The organism is Rhizobium sp. Nf11,1, from assembly GCF_050587665.1.
Taxonomy (GTDB): Bacteria; Pseudomonadota; Alphaproteobacteria; order Rhizobiales; family Rhizobiaceae; genus Rhizobium.
Genome location: NZ_JBOBHU010000005.1, coordinates 70,226 through 90,248, shown reverse-complemented (window position 1 = coordinate 90,248; position 20,023 = coordinate 70,226). Strand labels below are relative to the sequence as shown.

Here is a 20,023-nt window from a genome sequence, read left to right as displayed (position 1 = left end):
ATTTTTTCGGATCGTCGATATTTTGACACGTTTCGGAATATGTTTCCGACAGGCTGTCGAGTAATCTCTACTAAGTTAGTAGATATTGAAGACAGCAATCACCGGCCCCGGGGCTCTTCCGGGACCATCGAGCGCAACGCCAACGAAAGGAACGAGACATGATAGACATCGAAATTCTCGCCACTCTCCTTGGGCGATCTGTGCTTGGCAATGACCGTCCGGGCGCCCTCTCCCGCCCGAACTGTCGAATGTGACGTTCGTCCTCCTTTCAACGGTACCAGACAAGTCAATTCGCCATGGCTGCGCATGCCCGCGCGGCAGGAGTTCTATCTATGAAGAAGCAAGTTATCGAATATGCAGGCGTTCCCGTCGGCATCGTTATCCCCGACGAAGATCGGCTGAAGTTCATCGCCGTGAAATTCCATGTCCACGACCTCGATGAGCAGCGGTTCGGTTCACCCGACGAGGTGCGGCTGGCCATCCACGACCTGATGACCCGCCGTCATCCGAAGCCGCTTCATGCCTGACGGCATGCGGCCGCTACCGACTTTCGCGGCTTTTCCGATGTGACCGGTCCTGCCAGAAGGGCCGGTCTTGTTTTTTGAGGGCAATTGCAGTCCTATCGGCCGTATCAGCGCCACCAGGATCAGCCCTTGCCCGATCTTCTCAATCTGCTCACCGACATCGAAGGCGTTTCCGTCGGCCATGCGACCGACCTCGTGCTGGGATCCGGCGTCACGGTCATCGTCTTCGACGAGCCGGCGGTTGCCTCCGGCGCGGTGCTCGGCGGCGCGCCGGGCGGACGTGACACCGGCCTGCTCGACCCGTCGATGACCATCAGTGCCGTCGATGCCTTCGTGCTCTCGGGCGGCTCGGCCTTCGGGCTCGACGCGGCCGGCGGCGTGCAGGCCGGCTTGCGCGAAGCCGGCCGCGGCTTTGCAGTCGGGCCAGTCAGGATTCCGATTGTGCCGCAAGCGATCCTGATGGACCTGCTGAACGGGGGCGACAAGGATTGGGGCCTTCACTCCCCCTATCGTGAGATGGGTTATGCGGCATTGAAGGCCGCGACCAAGGGTGAATTTGCGCTCGGCACCGCCGGCGCCGGCACAGGGGCGACGACGGCCACTTTCAAGGGCGGGCTCGGCTCGGCCAGTGCCGTCAGCAGCGCCGGTCACCGCATCGGTGCGATCGTCGCCGTCAATGCGCTCGGTTCGGCAACGATCGCCGACGGGCCGCATTTCTGGGCGGCACCCTTCGAGAAAGACGGCGAGTTCGGCGGGCTCGGCATGCCTGCGACGACCGATCACCGGATGCGGCTCAAGGGAATGAGCACGCCGGCAACGACGATCGGCGCTGTCGTTACCGACGCGCAGCTGACGAAGGCGGAAGCGCATCGGCTTTCACTTGCCGGTCATGACGGCCTTGCCCGGGCGCTGCTGCCGGCACATCTGCCGCTCGACGGCGATACCGTCTTTGCCGCTTCGACCGCCAGACATTCCAGAAACGACATGGCAAGCCTGGTGGAACTTTGCCACCTCGCCACGATCGTGATGGCGCGGGCAATCGCGCGCGGCGTCTATATGGCAAGCGCCCTTCCGGCCGAAGGCGGACAAACAGCATGGCGAGACCGCTATGCTGAACGCCATTGATTGAATAGGGTCGCAACCTGATAGAATGGCGGAGACACGTGAATGCAGATCCTGGCGCTGATGTATTTTCGACGAGCTGGTGAGAACCGAATGATGTGCCGGGGGATATGATGAACAAGATTTCGTTTGCGTCTTCGGGGCGCTTCATCAAGCGGCTTTCCCTCGGTGCTGCGTTGTCGGCCGGTCTCGTAGTGACGGCAATGACACCGGCTGAAGCGGCCAAGACCGCCCTCAATCTCGGCATGAGCGTCGAACCAACCGGCCTCGACCCGACGATCGCCGCACCGGTCGCGATCGGCCAGGTCACCTGGCAGAATGTGTTCGAGGGGCTGGTGACGATTGATCAGACCGGCAAGGTCCAGCCGCAGCTGGCGAAAAGCTGGGAAATCTCGGCCGATGGCCTGATCTATACCTTCAAGCTGCGGACCGGCGTCAAATTTCATGACGGCGAAGCATTCGATGCCGCTGCCGCCAAGTTTTCGCTGGACCGCGCCCGCAGGGCGGATTCGGTAAACCCGCAGAAGCGCTTCTTCGCCTCGATCGCCTCGATAGAGACGCCAGACGCCGAAACGCTGGTGCTGCATCTCTCGGCGCCGACCGGCAGCCTGATCTATTGGCTCGGCTGGCCGGCATCCGTCATGGTCGCCCCGAAGACGGCCGACAACGACAAAGTGACGCCGATCGGCACCGGTCCCTTCAAATTCGCCAGCTGGACGAAGGGCGACAGGGTCGAACTCGTCAGGAATGGCGACTACTGGAACGAGGATGCGTTTGCCAAGCTCGAGAAGGTGACCTTCCGCTTCATCGCCGATCCGCAGGCGCAGGCGGCCGCGCTGAAATCCGGCGATCTCGACGCCTTTCCGGAATTTGCCGCGCCCGAGCTGATGAGTTCCTTCGATGGCGACACCAGACTCATCACCAAGGTCGGCAATACCGAACTCAAGGTCGTCGCCGGCATGAACAATGCGAAGAAGCCCTTCGACGACAAGCGCGTCCGCCAGGCGCTGATGATGGCGATCGACCGCCAGACGGTGATTGAGGGGGCGTGGTCCGGCCTCGGCACGCCGATCGGCAGCCACTACACGCCGAACGATCCGGGCTACAAGGACATGACCGGCGTGCTGCCCTATGATGTCGAAAAGGCAAAGGCGCTGCTTACTGAGGCCGGCTACCCCAATGGCTTCACCTTCACGATCAAATCGCCGCAGATGGCCTATGCGCCGCGCAGCGCCCAGGTGATGCAGGCGATGTTTGCCGAGATCGGCGTGACAATGAACATCGAGCCGACGGAATTCCCGGCGAAATGGGTTCAGGACGTGATGAAGGATCGCAATTTCGACATGACGATCGTCGCCCATGCCGAACCGCTCGACATCGACATCTATGCGCGCGATCCTTATTATTTCAATTATAAGAACCCGGCCTTCGACGCGCTGATGAAGAAGGTCCAGGAGACCGCCGATCCTGCCGCGCAGAATGCAATCTATGGCGAGGCGCAGAAGATTCTGGCCGAAGACGTGCCGGCGCTCTACCTTTTCGTCATGCCGAAACTCGGTGTCTGGGACAGGAAGTTGAAGGGGCTATGGGAGAACGAGCCGATTCCCTCCAATGTGCTTTCCGGTGTTTCCTGGGACGAGTGAGCGGTAAGCTCGGTAGGGGTGCGATGAGGTGATGGCCTTGGAGAGATCCGATATACATTTGGCCGATATGGCACGCAGCCCTCTCCCTCCCTCACCAGGCCAGTTCAGTCCGGGCCGGCATTGTTTGGTTTTGTTGACGTATGGTATTCCTGCCATGGGCATCTGCGCGCTGATTGCCTCCTCCCGCCAGCCTCACGCTCCGTCACGCTCGGGCTTGACCCGAGCATCCACACCACATCCATCAACAGCAGTGGCATGGATCCCAGGCTCAAGGTCTGGGACGGAAAGTGAGGTTGGCGTTCTCGCCAAACTTGCCGCCGGCGCGTCGGGTGCTCCGCGTGAGGGCAAAAGGGGCGTGCCGCGTCCCACCGCAGTCGTTCTCGACCCCATATGATCACCCTCCTCGCCCGCCGCTTCACCGGCCTCATCCTCACACTTCTCATCGTCTCGCTGCTGGTCTTCGCCCTCATGGATCTTCTGCCCGGCGACCCCGCCTCGATCATGCTCGGCACCTCGGCAAGCCCGGAGACGCTGGCGGCGTTGCGCCACCAGCTCGGCCTCGACCAGCCGCTCATCCTGCGTTACGGCCAATGGCTCGCCGGCGTGCTATCGGGCAATCTCGGCCAATCCTACACCTACGGCGTCCCGGTCGCCGGATTGATCGTCGAGCGGCTGGCGGTGACGCTGCCGCTGGCGCTGATGGCAATCGTGCTGTCGGTGGCGATTGCCCTGCCGCTCGGCGCGCTGGCGGCTTCGCGCCGCGGCAGTGTCTTCGCCATCATCGCAACGCTCTTTTCGCAGATCAGCATCGCCGTGCCCGCCTTCTGGGTGGCGCTGCTCATGATCATCCTGTTTTCGACGCTGCTCGGACTGATGCCGGCGGGCGGCTTTCCTGGCTGGCACGAGGGGTTTCTGCCGGCATTGCAGGCGCTCGTCATGCCGACCGTCGCGCTGGCGATGCCGCAGGCGGGGGTGTTGACGCGCGTCGCACGTTCGGCGGTGATCGAGGCGATGCATGAGGATTTTGCCCGCACCGCGGTGGCCAAGGGGCTGTCGAGCAGTGCGGTGCTGTGGCGGCATATCGTGCCGAATGCGCTGATCCCGATTCTGACGATGATCGGGTTGCAATTCACCTTTCTGGTCGCCGGCGCGGTGCTGGTGGAAAACGTCTTCAACCTGCCGGGGCTCGGGCGGCTTGCGCTTCAGGCACTCTCCCAGCGCGACGTCATCGTCATGCAGGATGTCGTGCTGTTCTTCGCAGGCTTGGTCATCGTGGTGAATTTCGTCGTCGATCTCTCCTATCTGGCGATCGACCCCAGGATGAGAAAGGCGGCCTGAAACATGACCCAGATCGTATCCCCCGCCATTGCGTGCCGCCGAAGAACTGCCAGACTTAGCCGGCGAATGAACCTCATCGCGGGCACTGTCATCATTGGCTTGCTGGTCGCCGTTGCGGTGCTGTCGCTCGTCTGGACGCCGCTGCCGCCGGCGAAGATGCAGATCATCCATAAACTGCAGCCGCCGTTTGCCTTCGGCTTGCTCGGCACGGATCAGTTCGGCCGCGACGTGGCATCGATGCTGATGGCCGGATGCTGGAACTCCCTGTCGATCGCCATCACCGCGGTTGCGATCGGCGGGACGCTCGGCTCGATATCAGGCATTTCCGCAGCGGCGATCCGCGGTCCAGCCGAAGCGCTGCTGATGCGCATCTGCGACGTCATCTTCGCCTTGCCGCCGATCCTGTCGGCCATGGTGCTCGGCGCCTTTCTCGGGCCGGGGCGGTTCACCGCAATCACCGCGATCGCCGTCTTCATGATTCCGGTCTTTGCACGGGTGACGCTGGCGACCTCGCTGCAGGCCTGGAGCCGCGATTATGTGACTGCGGCACGCGCGATCGGCAATACGCGCCTGACCATTTCGCTGCGCCATGTGCTGCCGAACATCATCAGCCAGATCATCGTGCATGGGACAATCCAGCTCGGACTGGCGATCCTGACCGAGGCCGGCCTCAGCTTTCTCGGGCTCGGCATGGCGCCGCCGGCGCCGACATGGGGCCGAATGCTTGCGGATGCGCAAACCTATCTGGCATTGGCCCCCTGGCTGGCAGTCCTGCCCGGCCTTGCCATCGCGCTCACCGTGCTCGGCTTCAACATGCTCGGCGACGGCTTGCGCGATCTTCTCGATCCACGCGAGGCGAGCCGCTGATGGCCGAAACCGACCTTACCATCCGTGAACTCAGGCTACGCTTCGCCGATAAGAGCCTCTCGCCGCTCGAATACTGGCATTCCCTCGAAGACCATATCGCCGCCTGGGAGCCGTCGATCTCAGCACTCTACCTCTACGACCCGGAGGCGGCGCGCGTGCAGGCGAAAGCTTCGACGGAGCGCTGGGCGAAGGGACGAACGCTCGGCACGCTCGACGGCATCCCGGCAACGCTGAAAGAACTGATCGCGACGAAGGGCCAGCCGGTGCCCCTCGGCACGAAGGCAATGGAACTGAAGCCGGCGGAGGCTGACGCGCCGGCTGCCGCTCGGTTGCGCGAGGATGGCGCGGTGATCTTCGCCAAAACCACCTGCCCGGATTACGGCATGCTCTCCTCCGGCCTGTCGAGCTTCCACCCTCTCAGTCGCAATCCCTGGGACGTGACGCAGAATCCCGGCGGATCGAGCGCCGGCGCCGCGGCCGCGGCGGCGGCCGGTTACGGGCCGCTGCACATCGGCACGGATATCGGCGGTTCGGTGCGGCTTCCTGCCGGTTGGACCGGCATCTTCGGCTTCAAGCCGAGCCACGGGCGCATTCCGGCCGATCCCTATTATGTCGGGCGCTGTCTCGGCCCGATGACGCGCACTGTCGAGGACGCCGCTTTTTCCATGGCGACATTGTCACGGCCCGACTGGCGCGACGGGACCAGCCTGCCGCCCAACGATTTCGACTGGATGGATTTCGTTGTCGACATGTCAGGCATGAAAATCGGCCTGATGCTCGATGCCGGCTGCGGGTTTGCTGTCGATGATGAGATCAGGGTCGCGGTCGAATCGGCAGCGAAACGTTTCGAGAAAGCCGGCGCGACCATCATCTCCGTTCAACCGGTGCTAACGCGCGCGATGCTTGACGGGCTCGACACGTTCTGGCGCGCCCGCCTGTGGAGCGATATCGCAGAGCTCAACGAAGAGCGGCGCGATAGCATCCTACCCTATATCAGAGATTGGGCGAAGGCCGGCGCCGATATTAGCGGCGTCGATGCAGTCAGAGGCTTCAATCAGACGATCGAAATGCGCAGGAGCTGCGGACGGCTGTTCACCACGGTCGACGCCCTGCTTTCGCCGACCAACCCCATCATCTCCTATCCGGCCGAGTGGGCATCGCCGACCAATGATCCGACGAGGCCGTTCGAACATATCGCCTTCACCGTACCGTGGAACATGTCGGAGCAGCCGGCCGCGTCGATCAATTGCGGCTTCTCCGGGTCGGGCATGCCGATCGGGCTGCAGATCGTCGGGCCGCGTTTCGACGACATGCGGGTGCTGAGACTGTCGAAAGCTTTCGAGGATTGGACCGGCGGCGTGAGCGTCTGGCCGCAGCGGCCGATCACTTAGCCAAACGGGCGGCGATAGCCCGTCGGCCGTTGGTACAGCGAGCCGATGCGCTCGACGGCCGCCTCGAAATTCTCACGCGCCACCGTCATGCTATGGCCGTTGGCGTGGAGAATGGTTTGGGGATCTTCGAATATCGCGACATGGCCTTTCCAGAACACCAGGTCGCCGCGGCGGATTTCGGAGCGGTCGATCGGTTCGCCGAGTCCGGCCGCCTGCATGTCGGTGTCACGCGGCGCCAGTCTGCCCACCATCAGCATCGCCAGCTGGATGAGGCCGGAGCAATCGATGCCAAGGCCGGATCGGCCGCCCCAGAGATAGGGCGTCTCGAGGAAACGGGCGGCGATCGCGACATAATCGGCACCGTCGAGAGCGCCGATCGGCTGCACGTGCCTGGCGAAGATTGCCGTGCCGTCCGGCAGCACGACGTAGCGGTTGCCGCGCACTTCTGCCTCGCCGGTGATGTGAACGCGGCTTCCCATTGACAGAATGGCCTGGTGCGGCTTGCGCAGCTCCGGCTCCGGATAGAGGAAGGTGCGCTGGACGGTGACGATGTGGGTCGGCGCCGGCCCGGTTTGCGAGAGCGCCTCTGCCTTGAGATAACCGACATAGCCGTCGGAGGCAGCTTTTACCCAGCACCAGCCGTCGGCACGATCGAAAACGGTCACCTCCTCGCCGAGGAGCAGTTCCGTATCGATGCCGCGGGCAAGTTCCGGCTCAGGGCGCAGGGCAGCGACGGGAACGGCAACACGCGCTGCGGCGCCTTCCTCGAAGCGCGATGCCTCCACCTTGCCCTTGAGCCCCGCTTCCGCGAGATCCGGCCGATAGGCATGCAGGCGGCGGTCGAGCATCGTCATTTTGTTCCTTTCAGATCGCCCTTTTAGATCGGTAGGCGCCGGCCCTGATCCCGGACGAGATCGCCGAGCTTTTCCAGGTAAAGCGCACCGCCGACGGTACGTTTGATGATCACATTACGACGGTCGGCATCGTCGCGCACGCGATCAACCAGGCCCATCTCGCCCATCGTATCCAAGGCGCGGGTAATGACCGGCTTGGTGACGTTGAGCGTGGCGGCAAGCCCGCGCACCGTGTGGGGCGGCGGCACGAGGTAAATATGCAGGAGGATCGCCATCTGGCGCAATGTCAAATCGCGGTCGTCATGACGAACCTGGTCGAGCGCCACGCCATGCCAGAGCCCCAGCGCCTGCGAGGCGGTCAGTTCGATCGGCACGGCCCCTCCGGAAATCGTTACGCTAGCGTTTCATTTTCCGGCAGTTGTCGTGGACATGCAAGTGGTGGCGGGAACTGCCGTCCGGCAGGGTGAATAAAATTTTAACGATCGGCCGCCAGGCGCAGTGCGCAACAGAGTCGTGCAAATGCGCCTTAGCATTATCCAGGAGGCGTCAGCGCAGGCTGGTGCGAATATGGTGAAAGAGCGCGCGGATCGCCTGTGCCTCGCCGCCGCCGGGCGAATGTGGCCGTTCGGACGGAGCCCAACCGTAAATATCGAAATGCGCCCAGCTCTTGGTCTTGCTGACGAAGCGCTTGAGGAAAAGCGCGGCGGTGATCGACCCCGCCATGCCGCCGGCCGGGGCATTGGTCAGGTCGGCGAATTTGGCGCGGACATCTTTTTCGTAGCCGGCATAGAGCGGCAGGCGCCAGATCGGATCATCCGTCTCCAGGCTTGCTTCGGTCAGGTCATGGGCCAGATTGGCATCATCGGTGAAGAAGGGCGGAAGATCCGGACCGAGGGCAACGCGGGCAGCCCCCGTCAGCGTCGCCATGTCGATCAAAAGTTCGGGCTCTTCCTCGTCGGCATAGGCAAGCGCATCGGCCAGGATCAACCGGCCTTCCGCGTCGGTATTGTCGATCTGGACGGTCAGGCCCTTTCGGCTGCGGTAAATGTCACCGGGGCGGAAGGCATTGGAGGAGATGGCGTTTTCGACGACCGGTACGATGACGCGCAGATCGACCTTCAGCTTGGCGTCCATGATCATCAGGGCGAGCCCCATGACATTCGCCGCGCCGCCCATGTCCTTCTTCATCAGCAGCATCGAGGCGGCAGGCTTGATGTCGAGACCGCCGGTATCGAAGCAGACGCCCTTGCCGACGAGCGTCACCTTGCGATGACCCTTCTTGCCCCAGCGCAGCTCAAGAAGACGCGGCGCATCGGCGCTGGCACGGCCAACGGTGTGAACCAGCGGGAAATTCTGCTCGAGCAGTTCATCGCCCGTGATGACCGATAGTTCCGCCTTGTAATGTCCGGCCAGGGCGCGGAAAGCGGCCTCGAGCTGGTCCGGTCCCATGTCGTTCGTCGGTGTATTGATGAGGTCGCGGGCAAGAAAGACGCCGGCGAGCTGGCGCTTGATATCGGCCCCGTCGGCATCGCGGGGGATCATCAAGGTCGCTGCCGACGACTTTTCCGATTTGTAGCGATCGAAACGGTAGCTGCCGAGCCCGAAGCCGAGGGCGAGGCGATTTGCCGTCAGCGGCGCGGTCTCGATGTGCCAGTCGCCGGCGGGCAGCGCACGGGCCAGCCTGCCGGTGATGTAGGGCTGTTCCGACGGGTTGGTGCCGAGGCCGAAAAGCGCGCCGCCGAGCTGGCCGTCGGAAGTCGGGATCAGCAAGAGCGAGCCGCTTTCGGCCTTGTAGCCTGCCTTACGCGCCCAATCGAGCGCAATCGGATCGATCGTGCCGGTCTCGATATGGGCAGGGGTGACGGCAAAGATCGGCAGCGTCGAGCCGCCCTTCGTGTTGAAGGGAGTCGGTCTTTCGATGAACTGATAGGGGGCCATGATTGTCCTTCGGCGGTCGTCAGGAATCGCTCCTTAACGGTCTGTTAGGGTTAACAGACTATTGCTGGAGCGAAGATTGCGTCAAACCTTTCCCTGTTCCGCTTCGAGGTCAGGCGCCGATTTCGGAATCAGGAACGCAACATGCCTGCCTCGCGCATCACCATATCCACCAACCGTATCCTGCGGGACGCAGCAGCTTCGCTGATCATCCTCGCGCTTGCCGGCTGCTCGACGACGGCCAAGGACCGGATGACGACGGGGTCGGTGCCGAAGCTTACCAAGCCGGTCGAAGAGATGGATGCGACCGAGCTGCGCTCGGCGACGGACCGGATCGGCCAGGCCTATGAAAAGAACCCGCGCGATCCCGTCAATGGCGTCAATTATGCCAATCTGCTGCGCATGAGCGGCCGCGACGCGCAGGCGCTCGCCGTCATGCAGCAGGTGGCGATCGCCAATCCGGGCGACCGCAATGTGCTGGCCGCCTATGGCAAGGCGCAGGCGGCGGCCGGGCAGTTCCAGCAGGCGCTCGACACGATCGGCCGCGCCCAGACACCCGATCGTCCCGACTGGAGGCTGATCTCGGCCGAAGGCGCAATCCTCGACCAGATGGGCCGGGCAAGCGAGGCCCGGCAGCGCTACCGTGACGCGCTCGACATTCAGCCGAATGAACCTTCCATCCTTTCCAACCTCGGCATGTCCTATGTGCTGACGGGCGATCTGCGCACGGCCGAAACCTATCTGCGCTCCGCCGCCGGCCAGCCGACCGCCGACAGCCGCGTCCGGCAGAATCTTGCCCTCGTCGTCGGCCTTCAAGGGCGTTTTGCAGAAGCCGAACAGATCGCGCGGCGGGAGCTTTCGCCGCAGCAGGCCGATGCCAACGTGGCCTATCTCAAGGGTATGCTCTCGCAGCAGAATTCCTGGCAGAAGCTCGCTGCCAAGGACAAGGCGCCGGGCGCAGCCGGTGACAGCAACACCAACTGACCTCGTCATTTTGCCGGACGACCAGGCCTTCTCCGCCTGATCTACCTGACGCTGAGGCCCGAAAGAATGAGCCGCAGACCAAGACCGCCCATCACCGCACTGGCGGCCCGGTCGATCCAGCCCTTGGCATGGAGATAGAGCCGCCGCGGGTGGCGGGCCGAAAAGGCGAGAGCCACGACCGAATACCACCCCGCCTCCACCGCGAAAACGCCGACCGGCAACGCGACGAGAAGATCGAGCGGCACCGTCCGCGGCAGAAGCGCCGCAAAAAGGCTGGCGTAGACGATGATGGTCTTCGGGTTGCTGAGCTGCGTCAGCAATGCGGTCATGAAGCTGCGAACGGGCGCGCGATGGCCATTGACGGCATCGGAGAGCTCGATCGGCTTTGCGGCGCCTCGCCAGATATTGACGGCGATGTAGAGGAGATAAGCACCGCCCGCCACCTTGAGCATCACATAGAGCCATTCGAATTGCGACAGCAATGCAGTCAGACCGGCGAGCGCCAGACCGGCGAAAACGACGCCGCCGGCGCCCATGCCGAATGCGGCCGCAAGTCCATCCAGCCGCGAACGCGAGATGGCGATCCTGGAGACGACGACGAAACTCGGGCCGGGGCTCATCGCGCCGACGACCAAGGCTGCCATGATGCTGATGAAAATGCCTGCGGAAGACATCGGAACCTCTCTTTCGGAATCGGATAGCGCTGGGGCGGTCACTTCCGTGCTTCCGACCCCATCCCGTTTACCAGCTATGCCAGCGCCGGTCACGCGGGTCGAAGTGGCCCCTGCGGTTCAGAACCTATCCGCCACCTGAATGCCGGCCGGGCCGAGAATGACCGCGATCAGCACCGGCAGGAAGAACAGGATCATCGGCACCGTCAGTTTCGGCGGCAGAGCGGCCGCCTTCTTTTCCGCCTCGTTCATCCGCTCGTCGCGTCCTTCCTGGGCGAGAACGCGCAGCGCCTGCGCAACCGGCGTGCCGTAGCGGTCCGCCTGGATCAGCGCCTGGGTCACCGAGCGCACCAGCTCGAGCTGCGTGCGCGCGGCGAGATTATCGAGCGCCACACGGCGATCCGGCAGGAAGGAGAGTTCGGCGGTGGTCAACACCATCTCCTCGGCAAGCGGCGGCGACTGCTCGCCGAGCTCCTCCGACACGCGACGCATCGCCGCCTCCATCGAGATGCCGGATTCGACGCAGATCAGCATCAGGTCCAGCGCATCCGGCCAGGCGCGCTTGATCGAGTACTGTCGCTTGCTCATGCGGTTGGAGATATAGATATTCGGCGCATAAAAGCCGAGATAGGCGATGCCGATGACGGCGAGCATACGCATGGGCATGCCGCGATCAGCAAGGCCGCCGAGACCGAAGACCCAGAAGGCGGCGAGCGCTAGGAAGAGAAATGGCAGCAGGAAGCGAGCGACGAGAAAGGTATTCAGCGCATTTTCCGAGCGAAAACCGGCGGCGCGCAGCTTGTTGACCGTGTTTTCGTCGACGAGCGCCTTACGCAGATTGAAGCGTTCGACAATCTGGCGGACCGAGCGGTTGTTCTGGTTCCTGAGCGAAGTCTTGCCGGCTCCAGGTTCCGTGTTCATACGGGCGCGTTCGCGGGCGCGGATCTGCTCGCGCTCGGTCGAGACCGCTTTCATGCGCTTGTTGAGATCTCCACGCTCGAAGAAGGGGACGGCGATCGTGTAAAAAGTCGCGAAGACGGCGATCGCGACGAAAACAGCGATCAGCATGCTCGGATTGGTCAGCGTTGGGGCAAGATCCTGCGACATGGTGCTTCTCTCCCGCTAGATGTCGAAATTGACCATGTTGCGCATGACGAGGATGCCGATAGACATCCAGACCGCCGAGGCGCCCATGATGAAATGGCCGCGCGGATCGGTGAAAAGAACGATCATGTAGTTCGGCGAGGTGAGGTAAACGAGGGTCGCGACGATAAAGGGCAGAGCACCGATGATGACGGCCGACGCCTTGGCTTCCATCGACAGTGCCGAGACCTTGGCCTTCATCTTCCTGCGCTCGCGCAGCACCTTTGACAGGTTGCCGATCGCTTCGGAGAGATTGCCGCCGGCCTGAGACTGGATGGCGATGACGATCGCGAAGAAGTTGACTTCCTGGAGCGGCATGTGAAGCGTCATGCGGGCGCAGGCGTCGGGAATGCTGAGGCCAACCTGCTGGGCCTCGATCACCCGGCGAAATTCGCTCTTGACCGGCTCAGTGCCTTCGGTCGCGATAAGGCGGATCGCATCGTTGAGCGGCAATCCCGATTTGATCGAACGGGTGATGACATCGAGCGCATTGGGCAACTCGTTGAGGAACTTGTTCTGGCGGCGCTTGATCAGGAAACCGATGACCCAGCGCGGCAGACCGAGTCCGGCCACGAAAGCAATGCCGATCATGACCATCCACGACGCGCCGATGATGTAAGCCATGAACAGCAGCACCGAAGCGAAAATGGCGCTGAAGAGATAGAACTGCGTCAGCGTGATCGTCAGGCCGGCCTGCACCAGCCGCGATTTCATCGACAGCGTCTTCTTGGTCTTTTCGTTCTGGCGCTTTTCTAGATCCTTCAGGTTGTCCTGCACCGATTTGCGCCGCTTCGACATCTCCTGCACCCGGTCGCGGGCAGCCTTGACCTTGGCGCGGTCGACCTCAGCCGATTTGACACGGTTGATGCGGCTTGCCGATTTCTTGTCGGCCTCGATCCTGGAAAACAACAGGGCATAGGCGACCGCCGCGGCGGATACAGCGGCTAGGACGACGATTGCCAGGACTAGCGGATCGAATCCGAACATCACCCTATTCCTTCGATTTCGCTTCCATCGCGTCGAGGGCAGCGGCCAGGCGCTTTTCCTCGTTGAAGTAACGAGCCCGATCCCAGAAATGCGGTTTGCCGACGCCGGTCGACATGTGCCGGCCGATCAGTCGGCCGCCCGCATCCTCGCCCTCGATCTCGTAGCGCATCAGATCCTGGGTGATGATGACGTCGCCTTCCATGCCGATCACCTCGGTAATCTGGGTGATGCGGCGCGAACCGTCACGCAGGCGTGCCGCCTGGATGATAACGTCGACGGAGGTTGAGATGATCTCGCGGACCGTCTTTGCCGGCAGCGAGAAGCCGCCCATGGCGATCATCGATTCGATACGGCTCAGGCATTCGCGCGGCGTGTTGGCGTGGATCGTGCCCATCGAGCCGTCGTGACCGGTGTTCATCGCCTGCAAGAGGTCGAAGACTTCAGGTCCGCGCACTTCGCCGACGATGATGCGTTCGGGACGCATGCGCAGGCAGTTCTTGACGAGATCGCGCATGGTGATCTCGCCCTCGCCTTCGATATTCGGCGGACGCGTTTCCAAACGCACGACATGCGGCTGCTGCAGCTGCAGTTCCGCCGTGTCCTCGCAGGTGATGACGCGCTCATCCCGGTCGATATAGTTGGTAAGGCAGTTCAGGAGGGTCGTTTTACCGGAGCCCGTGCCGCCCGAGATGATGACGTTGCAGCGCACGCGCCCGATGATCTGCAGCACGGTCGCGCCTTCCGGCGTGATCGCGCCGAAACGGACGAGCTGATCGAGCGTCAGCTTGTCCTTCTTGAACTTGCGGATGGTGAGCGCCGGCCCGTCGATCGACAGCGGCGGCGCGATGACGTTGACGCGCGAGCCATCGGGCAGGCGCGCGTCGCAGATCGGGCTCGATTCATCGACGCGACGGCCGACCTGGCTGACAATGCGCTGGCAGATGGACAGAAGCTGCGCATTGTCGCGGAAGCGGATTTCCGATTCGATCGTCTTGCCGCCGACTTCGATGAAGGTCTGGCCGGCGCCGTTGACCATGATGTCGGCGATGTCGTCGCGCGCCAGCAAGGGCTCCAGCGGACCGTAGCCCAGAACGTCATTGCAGATATCCTCGAGCAGTTCTTCCTGCTCGGAGATCGACATCGCAAAATTCTTGATGGTGATGATGTCGTTGACGATGTCGCGGATTTCCTCGCGCGCGCTCTCGCCATCGAGCTTGGAAAGCTGCGAGAGATCGATCGTGTCGATCAGCGCGGAAAATACCTGCTGTTTGGTATCATAATATTCGTCGGTGCGAACCGGCCGCTTGCGCTGCGGCGCCTGCATCGGCGGCGGCGTCACCTGCTGGCGCAAGGGTTCGCGCTGGGGTTCGACGAGGACGGCAGGAGAAGAAGCCACGGCGGCGGCGGCCGGGGCCGGCGGCGGAGGAGGAGCTATTGCGCCTCCGGCCTTTCCGAAACCTTCGTTTCCGCGTTTTCCAAACATGCCGCTTAATCCGATCTCTTCATTCTACATCTACTTCCGCTTCAGGAGGCCGAGCAGGCCGCCCTTCTTCGCCTTCTTGATGGCGACCCGGCCGGTGACGATATGCGATATCTGCGAAAAGGTTTCGGCCGTCGGCGACTTCGGATCGACTTCCGAGATCATCCGGCCGCTGTTGGCGGCGTTGCCGAAGAGGTTGATGTCAAAGGGAATGATCGCGATCGGATCGGCCTCCAGCGGCTCACAGAAATCCGACGGCGATATCTCCGGACGTTTCGGCATGCCGACCTGATTGAGGATCAGATGCGGCGGCTTGTCATTCGGCCGCATCTTGCGCAGCGCGTCCAGCATGTTTTTGGTGTTGCGCAGGTTGGCAAGGTCGGGAACCGCGGTGATGACCACCTCGTCGACACTCGCCAAAACCGTGCGCGTCCACTCCGACCACGCGTGCGGAACGTCGAGCACGGTGACGGGCGCGCTGCGCTGCAGGACATCGAGCACCGGCTGGAAAGCTTGGCCATCGAAATCATAAGCGCGGTCGAGCAGCGAGGGTGCGGCAAGCAGGGAAAGGTGCTCGGAGCATTTCGTCAGCAGGCGGTCGAGGAAGACCTCGTCGAGCCGATCGGGCGCAAAGACCGCTTCGGCAATGCCCTGTGTCGGATCCTGATCGAAGTCGATATTGGCCGTGCCATAGGGCAGGTCGAGATCGGCGAGGATCGTCTCGGTGGAGAAAAGATTGGAAATACCGAAGGCGCAATTATGCGCTATGGTCGAGGCGCCGGTGCCGCCTTTCGAGCCGATGAAGGCGATGCTGCGGCCGAGCGGCTCGGCTTCCGGATCGACGAAAATCGAGGCCATTGCCGCCAGAATGTCGGGCATGGCGACCGGCTGAACCATATATTCGGAAATGCCGTTGCGGATGAGTTCGCGATAGAGTCCAATATCATTGTAGTAGCCGACGATCACGACCTTGGTGCTGGGGTCGCAGACGGCGGCGAGCGGCGCAAGTTCGCCCAGCAGGCTTCCGGAATTGGCTTTGGTCTCGAGGATGATCAGGTTCGGCGTCGGAATGCCGGCAAACATATTGGCGGCAGCGGCTATGCCGCCGCTGGTGATGCGCATGCTCACCTTCGCCATGCGCCGATCATTGGCGCAGCGTTCCATGACATGCTGCAGGGGCTCGCTCTCGCAAAAAGCGTGAACGGAGATGCGCGGCAGCGGCCGCATAGTTTCCAGATCCGCCATGCGCACCGCCTCCTCGGCATGGCGAAGCTCGCTGGGGTTCCTGATTTCGTATTCGATCGCGCTCATCGTCCCGTTCCGCCTCAGAAGCTGCTGTCGCTGCCGGCGACATCCTCGATCGTCGATGTCGTCGTCCGGTATTCCTGGATGGCGTTGTTGCGTCGCTGCGCATCGATCGGGGTCATGCCGCGAGGCGCAACCAGGTCCTCGGGATTGGCGATCTGGGCGGCGAGGTTGTTTTGCGATGCACAGCCGAAATTATAATAATTCTGGTTGGCGAGATCGTTCGAGATATCCTTCGGCCACTGGCCGCATTGCGTGGTGACCGCGGTCGTGCCGGTAAAGCTCAGCCGGATCGGCGCGGCATCGCCGGCACCGGCAGCGGCATAGGAGGTATTGATGATCTTCGAGCTTGCGATCCCTCTCGCCGCCAGTTCGGCACGCACCTGGTTGCGCAGCTGATAGGCGGCCGCGGAATTGGGCGAACCTTCCGGCGACAGGACGTAAACCGGGCCCGAGGCGCGTGATATGTAGTTTGCAGCAAAGCCGCGGATGAGGTCGCGCTGGGCGATGGTCAGGCGGCGGTCGGTCGAGGCGACGGGTATATCCACCGTCTGCTCGGCCTCCGTGACGATGATCGGATGGCGGGCGCGGTAGTCGTCAGGAATTCCGCCTGTCGTCAGCTGGTCATGCGGACCGGCGCATCCGGACAGGATCGCCACCGACATGATCACCGTGGTGAAAAGCGCCCTGGAGTAACCGAGGCGGTGTGTCGTCGCATTGATATGGGCCATCGCCTGATCTCTGTTCTGTGCCATTGCTGCCGACCGTGCCCCGCTCATTTGTAGATGAACCCGATCGAGCCGTGGAACTGCGCGTCGGCGACGGGCGCCTCGCGGCGGCCATAGACCTTGTTCACACGGTTGAGGAAGAAGGTTGCGCCGTCATTCTCAGGGCTGAAATTGTCATCCGGCCGGTTGAGCTGATTGCGCGCCACCGGACGCACCAGGTAGGGGGTCGCGATGATGACGAGCTCGGTTTCCTGACGCTCGAAGCCCTTCTGGCGGAACAGCGTGCCGAGAAGCGGGATCTTCGAGACGCCGGGCGTGCCGCCCATCGTCTGGGAAACATTGTCGCGGATGAGGCCGGCCAGCGCGATCGAGCCGCCCGAGGGGAGTTCCACCGAGGTCTCCGCCGAACGGCGCTGATAGGTGGCGTTGCCGCTGCCGGCCACCGGCTCGGAGACGTTGGTCTTGATCTCCAGGCTGATGCGCCCGGACGACAGCACGACCGGTTTGAAAGCAAGATTGATACCGTAGTTGAAGGGAACGACAGTGACGTTGCCGTCGTTGTCGGTCGTCGAATACAGCTGCTGGCCGCCCGAATTGAAGGTCGCCGCCTGGCCGGATATCGCCGTCAACGTAGGCTCTGCAAGCGTCCTGACGACCTTGGCCTGCTCCAGGGCGTTAAGATAAGTCGAAATGTCGTATTTGCCGATCGAGCTCTTGAAGAGCGCCGCCAGGCCGCCGCCGACGGTGGCTGTGGCGCTGTCGGCGCTCGGAGCGCCAAGCTGAGCGACCGTCATGCCGGAGGAATTGGAGACGAGGTTGTCGAAGCCGAGCTGCTTCAGCACCTCGCGGCGAACCTCGGCGATCGTCACCTTGAGGGTGACCTGGTCCTCACCCTGGATCTGCAGCAGGTTGACGACCTGCGACGTCTGGCGGCCTTCGGCAAAGAGCGCCACCGAGCTGTCGCCGCCGGTGCCGGATGCCGTCTCGGTTCTTGTCGTCGCTTCGCCGCCCTTCAGGAAGACCTGCGCCAGATCGGCCGCCTGCGTCGCGTCCTGCGGCGTGCGCACGGTGCCGGTCAGCACGATATTGTCGGAGACGATTTCGACTTTGATGTTGGAGTCGGGAATGAAACGGCGGAGATTGGTTTCGAGGCCGGAGACATCGCGCTCGATCTCGATGTCGAGATTGACGACCTCCTGCCCGCCGGCGCCGAAGACAAAGATATTCGTCTGGCCGACCTTCTTGCCGAACAGGTAGATGCGCCGCGAAGTGCGGGTCACGGCATCAGCCATGGTCGGATCGGAGACCAGGATATCGTGGGCATCCTCCGGCAGATCGACGACGACTGCCTTGTTCAGTCCGAGCTTCAGCCGGCGATGGGCGTCGGGGCCAGTCTGCGAGATGCGGACAAGGCTTTCCGCGGCACGCGCCTCACTGACAGCGAGAAGCGGTCCGAAAGAGGCCGGCGCCATGCCGATCGCGCCGACTGCCAGCGAAAGGCAGCCTGTCAGGAGAAGCTTGGCGCGCCGCGTTGAATTACCCATTTGCACGTCCCTTTACTCCGCCTTCGGCGCTGCGCCGGCATCCGTCACGATGGAGCCCGACTTGATGACCTGAATGATCGCGCTGCCATTGTCGCCACTCAGCAGATAATCCGCCGCACTGGTGTCCTGCTCCTGCGCATCGGCGACGGAGCGCAGAGCGAGCGAAAGCCGGTCGGCCATCTGCTGGGCAACGGCGAGAACTTTCGTCTGGTCCGGGGTCAGCTCGAGCGTTGCGGTGGTGCCGACCACCGTCTTCGAGCCATCGTCCTTTTCCTGGATCTGCTGGTCGATGGCGAGAACACGCACATTGCTCAGCACGGTCTCGGTGATGAGCTTGTTGGCCTCGGTACCCTTGCGGACCATGATGACATCGACGCGATCGTTCGGCAGAATGAAACCGCCGGCGCCCGTTGCTACAGATATCTCGGTTGCGACGGCGCGTTTGCCGGCCGGCAACAGCGAGGACAGGATGCGGCTGCTGGAATCTGCGACCTTTTCGGGCCGAATCGGCTCGCCTTCGAAGATCGGCAGACGCACGACGGCGCCCTGCAGGTCCTTGATCGCATTCGGCTTGTCGGCTTCGGTGATGAAGCCTTGAACGACGCCGTCCTTCGGCCAGGCCATCCAATGCACCGTGTCATCGCCGAGTCTCGCTCCGACCGGCAAATTTTTGTTCGAGACGAGGATGTTGACGGTGGGTTCTTTCTCGATGACCGACTGCACCCGCGTGACGACGCCACCGCTGCCGGCCATGCGCATTGCCAGGAGCCCGGCTAGGCCGGCTGCCACCACGGCGACAGCGAGAATTATAAGGCGGGCCGGTTTCATCGATCATTCCTCAGGGCACGATATGTTCGCCCTGCAGAATGCTCAGGAATTGGTATAATTATAGTTAATGGAATGCTTACATTTTAAGTTAACGGGCATTTAAAATACGGTTATTTAAAGCTTTCCAGCGCAGCGATGAAGAGCGGCGAGGACGGGAAAGCCATGTAGCCGCCGATCGCGATGGCAATGCCGTAGGGGATCTTCTTGGCGAGCAGCAAAGAGTTCGGCACCGGCAGTCCGATCGCAAGGATGGTATTCGACTGTCCCCTCACCAGCAGAATGAGCAGAGTGATGAGGCCGCCGATAATGGCAACATCGGTCATCAGGAAAAGCAGGGATTCGTTCAGGCCGAACCAGAGCGCGGTGGCAGTCAACAGTTTTGCGTCTCCGCCGCCCATCACGTTGAAGGCAAAGAGAACGAAGCATGCGGTAAAGACGATCGCGCCGGCTGCAAGATGCATGCCGATTGCCTGCAGGCCGAGACCAAAAAACGGCGCCAGTACCAGGAAAGAGACAACTAGGATCAGAGAAATACGGTTCGGAATCGTCATGGTGAACAGATCCGAGAAGGCCGCCATGGCGAGGCAGAGTGGCAGTATTACAAAGACTGCAGCTGCGATCATGCGTATACCCGATCTTAACAGAATGCGAAAAGGCTCACGGCCATTCAGCGCGTGAG

The 20,023-nt window shown here is 62.4% G+C and carries 19 protein-coding genes; 7 read left to right on the top strand and 12 right to left on the bottom strand.

Annotated elements, in window-relative coordinates:
- The first annotated feature begins 332 nt into the window (after nucleotides 1-332).
- The 6 genes from ACQ7C1_RS09815 to ACQ7C1_RS09790 all read left to right on the top strand — a co-directional run bounded on the left by ACQ7C1_RS09815 (nucleotide 333) and on the right by ACQ7C1_RS09790 (nucleotide 6,885).
- Nucleotides 333-527 (top strand): hypothetical protein, encoded by a 195-nt coding sequence (locus ACQ7C1_RS09815; RefSeq protein ID WP_003544544.1) that lies wholly within the window; start codon nucleotides 333-335, stop codon nucleotides 525-527.
- A gap of 126 nt (nucleotides 528-653) precedes the next feature.
- Nucleotides 654-1,649, top strand: coding sequence for a P1 family peptidase (locus tag ACQ7C1_RS09810; protein ID WP_430958146.1), 996 nt, complete (start codon nucleotides 654-656; stop codon nucleotides 1,647-1,649).
- Between the two features lie 110 nt (nucleotides 1,650-1,759).
- On the top strand, nucleotides 1,760-3,289 hold the full coding sequence (locus ACQ7C1_RS09805; RefSeq protein ID WP_430958145.1) for an ABC transporter substrate-binding protein: 1,530 nt from the start codon (nucleotides 1,760-1,762) through the stop codon (nucleotides 3,287-3,289).
- 390 nt (nucleotides 3,290-3,679) lie between these two features.
- Nucleotides 3,680-4,627, top strand: coding sequence for an ABC transporter permease (locus ACQ7C1_RS09800; protein WP_430958144.1), 948 nt, complete (start codon nucleotides 3,680-3,682; stop codon nucleotides 4,625-4,627).
- A gap of 3 nt (nucleotides 4,628-4,630) precedes the next feature.
- Nucleotides 4,631-5,494: an ABC transporter permease gene (locus tag ACQ7C1_RS09795; RefSeq protein WP_430958143.1), complete on the top strand. Its 864-nt coding sequence runs from the start codon at nucleotides 4,631-4,633 to the stop codon at nucleotides 5,492-5,494.
- Nucleotides 5,494-6,885, top strand: a complete 1,392-nt coding sequence (locus tag ACQ7C1_RS09790) for an amidase (protein WP_430958142.1) — start codon at nucleotides 5,494-5,496, stop codon at nucleotides 6,883-6,885. Before ACQ7C1_RS09795 ends, ACQ7C1_RS09790 begins: the two co-directional genes overlap by 1 nt.
- On the opposite strand, the gene ACQ7C1_RS09785 is transcribed toward ACQ7C1_RS09790, so the two are convergent.
- The 3 genes from ACQ7C1_RS09785 to ACQ7C1_RS09775 all read right to left on the bottom strand — a co-directional run bounded on the left by ACQ7C1_RS09785 (nucleotide 6,882) and on the right by ACQ7C1_RS09775 (nucleotide 9,677).
- On the bottom strand, nucleotides 6,882-7,739 hold the full coding sequence (locus ACQ7C1_RS09785; RefSeq protein ID WP_430958141.1) for an NlpC/P60 family protein: 858 nt from the start codon (nucleotides 7,737-7,739) through the stop codon (nucleotides 6,882-6,884). The genes ACQ7C1_RS09790 and ACQ7C1_RS09785 overlap by 4 nt on opposite strands.
- A gap of 23 nt (nucleotides 7,740-7,762) precedes the next feature.
- Complete coding sequence (locus ACQ7C1_RS09780; RefSeq protein WP_011423607.1) at nucleotides 7,763-8,113, bottom strand: MarR family transcriptional regulator; 351 nt, start codon at nucleotides 8,111-8,113, stop codon at nucleotides 7,763-7,765.
- 172 nt (nucleotides 8,114-8,285) lie between these two features.
- Complete coding sequence (locus ACQ7C1_RS09775) at nucleotides 8,286-9,677, bottom strand: leucyl aminopeptidase family protein (protein WP_430958139.1); 1,392 nt, start codon at nucleotides 9,675-9,677, stop codon at nucleotides 8,286-8,288.
- A 141-nt stretch (nucleotides 9,678-9,818) separates the two neighbouring features.
- Here ACQ7C1_RS09775 and ACQ7C1_RS09770 point away from each other — a divergent pair, with 141 nt between their 5' ends.
- On the top strand, nucleotides 9,819-10,658 hold the full coding sequence (locus ACQ7C1_RS09770) for a tetratricopeptide repeat protein (RefSeq protein WP_430958138.1): 840 nt from the start codon (nucleotides 9,819-9,821) through the stop codon (nucleotides 10,656-10,658).
- Between the two features lie 41 nt (nucleotides 10,659-10,699).
- Here ACQ7C1_RS09770 and ACQ7C1_RS09765 read toward each other — a convergent pair whose 3' ends face one another.
- From ACQ7C1_RS09765 to ACQ7C1_RS09725, 9 genes are all read right to left on the bottom strand, one after another.
- Nucleotides 10,700-11,332: a LysE family translocator gene (locus tag ACQ7C1_RS09765; protein WP_430958137.1), complete on the bottom strand. Its 633-nt coding sequence runs from the start codon at nucleotides 11,330-11,332 to the stop codon at nucleotides 10,700-10,702.
- A 117-nt stretch (nucleotides 11,333-11,449) separates the two neighbouring features.
- On the bottom strand, nucleotides 11,450-12,436 hold the full coding sequence (locus ACQ7C1_RS09760) for a type II secretion system F family protein (RefSeq protein WP_430958136.1): 987 nt from the start codon (nucleotides 12,434-12,436) through the stop codon (nucleotides 11,450-11,452).
- A 15-nt stretch (nucleotides 12,437-12,451) separates the two neighbouring features.
- A complete protein-coding gene (locus ACQ7C1_RS09755) occupies nucleotides 12,452-13,459 on the bottom strand; it encodes a type II secretion system F family protein (RefSeq protein WP_430958135.1) in 1,008 nt (335 codons plus the stop codon).
- Nucleotides 13,460-13,463: 4 nt separating this feature from the next.
- A complete protein-coding gene (locus ACQ7C1_RS09750; protein ID WP_430958134.1) occupies nucleotides 13,464-14,942 on the bottom strand; it encodes a CpaF family protein in 1,479 nt (492 codons plus the stop codon).
- A gap of 30 nt (nucleotides 14,943-14,972) precedes the next feature.
- Nucleotides 14,973-16,250, bottom strand: coding sequence for an AAA family ATPase (locus ACQ7C1_RS09745; protein WP_430958133.1), 1,278 nt, complete (start codon nucleotides 16,248-16,250; stop codon nucleotides 14,973-14,975).
- Between the two features lie 14 nt (nucleotides 16,251-16,264).
- Nucleotides 16,265-17,023, bottom strand: a complete 759-nt coding sequence (locus ACQ7C1_RS09740; protein WP_430958132.1) for a CpaD family pilus assembly protein — start codon at nucleotides 17,021-17,023, stop codon at nucleotides 16,265-16,267.
- Entirely contained in the window at nucleotides 17,020-18,516 is a 1,497-nt protein-coding gene (locus ACQ7C1_RS09735; RefSeq protein WP_430958131.1) for a type II and III secretion system protein family protein, read from the bottom strand. The genes ACQ7C1_RS09740 and ACQ7C1_RS09735 overlap by 4 nt, the downstream gene beginning before the upstream one ends.
- A gap of 12 nt (nucleotides 18,517-18,528) precedes the next feature.
- Nucleotides 18,529-19,344 (bottom strand): Flp pilus assembly protein CpaB, encoded by an 816-nt coding sequence (gene cpaB, locus ACQ7C1_RS09730; protein ID WP_430958130.1) that lies wholly within the window; start codon nucleotides 19,342-19,344, stop codon nucleotides 18,529-18,531.
- A 110-nt stretch (nucleotides 19,345-19,454) separates the two neighbouring features.
- On the bottom strand, nucleotides 19,455-19,967 hold the full coding sequence (locus tag ACQ7C1_RS09725; RefSeq protein ID WP_430958129.1) for an A24 family peptidase: 513 nt from the start codon (nucleotides 19,965-19,967) through the stop codon (nucleotides 19,455-19,457).
- Nucleotides 19,968-20,023: the final 56 nt, after the last annotated feature.

Excerpts from the sequence above, each read along its gene's own strand:
- ACQ7C1_RS09815 (WP_003544544.1), top strand. The coding sequence starts at position 333 with ATGAAGAAGCAAGTTATCGAATATGCAGGCGTTCCCGTCGGCATCGTT.
- ACQ7C1_RS09805 (WP_430958145.1), top strand. The coding sequence starts at position 1,760 with ATGAACAAGATTTCGTTTGCGTCTTCGGGGCGCTTCATCAAGCGGCTT.
- ACQ7C1_RS09800 (WP_430958144.1), top strand. The coding sequence starts at position 3,680 with ATGATCACCCTCCTCGCCCGCCGCTTCACCGGCCTCATCCTCACACTT.
- ACQ7C1_RS09795 (WP_430958143.1), top strand. The coding sequence starts at position 4,631 with ATGACCCAGATCGTATCCCCCGCCATTGCGTGCCGCCGAAGAACTGCC.
- ACQ7C1_RS09790 (WP_430958142.1), top strand. The coding sequence starts at position 5,494 with ATGGCCGAAACCGACCTTACCATCCGTGAACTCAGGCTACGCTTCGCC.
- ACQ7C1_RS09785 (WP_430958141.1), bottom strand. The coding sequence starts at position 7,739 with ATGACGATGCTCGACCGCCGCCTGCATGCCTATCGGCCGGATCTCGCG.
- ACQ7C1_RS09775 (WP_430958139.1), bottom strand. The coding sequence starts at position 9,677 with ATGGCCCCCTATCAGTTCATCGAAAGACCGACTCCCTTCAACACGAAG.
- ACQ7C1_RS09770 (WP_430958138.1), top strand. The coding sequence starts at position 9,819 with ATGCCTGCCTCGCGCATCACCATATCCACCAACCGTATCCTGCGGGAC.
- ACQ7C1_RS09765 (WP_430958137.1), bottom strand. The coding sequence starts at position 11,332 with ATGTCTTCCGCAGGCATTTTCATCAGCATCATGGCAGCCTTGGTCGTC.
- ACQ7C1_RS09760 (WP_430958136.1), bottom strand. The coding sequence starts at position 12,436 with ATGTCGCAGGATCTTGCCCCAACGCTGACCAATCCGAGCATGCTGATC.
- ACQ7C1_RS09755 (WP_430958135.1), bottom strand. The coding sequence starts at position 13,459 with ATGTTCGGATTCGATCCGCTAGTCCTGGCAATCGTCGTCCTAGCCGCT.
- ACQ7C1_RS09750 (WP_430958134.1), bottom strand. The coding sequence starts at position 14,942 with ATGTTTGGAAAACGCGGAAACGAAGGTTTCGGAAAGGCCGGAGGCGCA.
- ACQ7C1_RS09745 (WP_430958133.1), bottom strand. The coding sequence starts at position 16,250 with ATGAGCGCGATCGAATACGAAATCAGGAACCCCAGCGAGCTTCGCCAT.
- ACQ7C1_RS09740 (WP_430958132.1), bottom strand. The coding sequence starts at position 17,023 with ATGAGCGGGGCACGGTCGGCAGCAATGGCACAGAACAGAGATCAGGCG.
- ACQ7C1_RS09735 (WP_430958131.1), bottom strand. The coding sequence starts at position 18,516 with ATGGGTAATTCAACGCGGCGCGCCAAGCTTCTCCTGACAGGCTGCCTT.
- cpaB (WP_430958130.1), bottom strand. The coding sequence starts at position 19,344 with ATGAAACCGGCCCGCCTTATAATTCTCGCTGTCGCCGTGGTGGCAGCC.
- ACQ7C1_RS09725 (WP_430958129.1), bottom strand. The coding sequence starts at position 19,967 with ATGATCGCAGCTGCAGTCTTTGTAATACTGCCACTCTGCCTCGCCATG.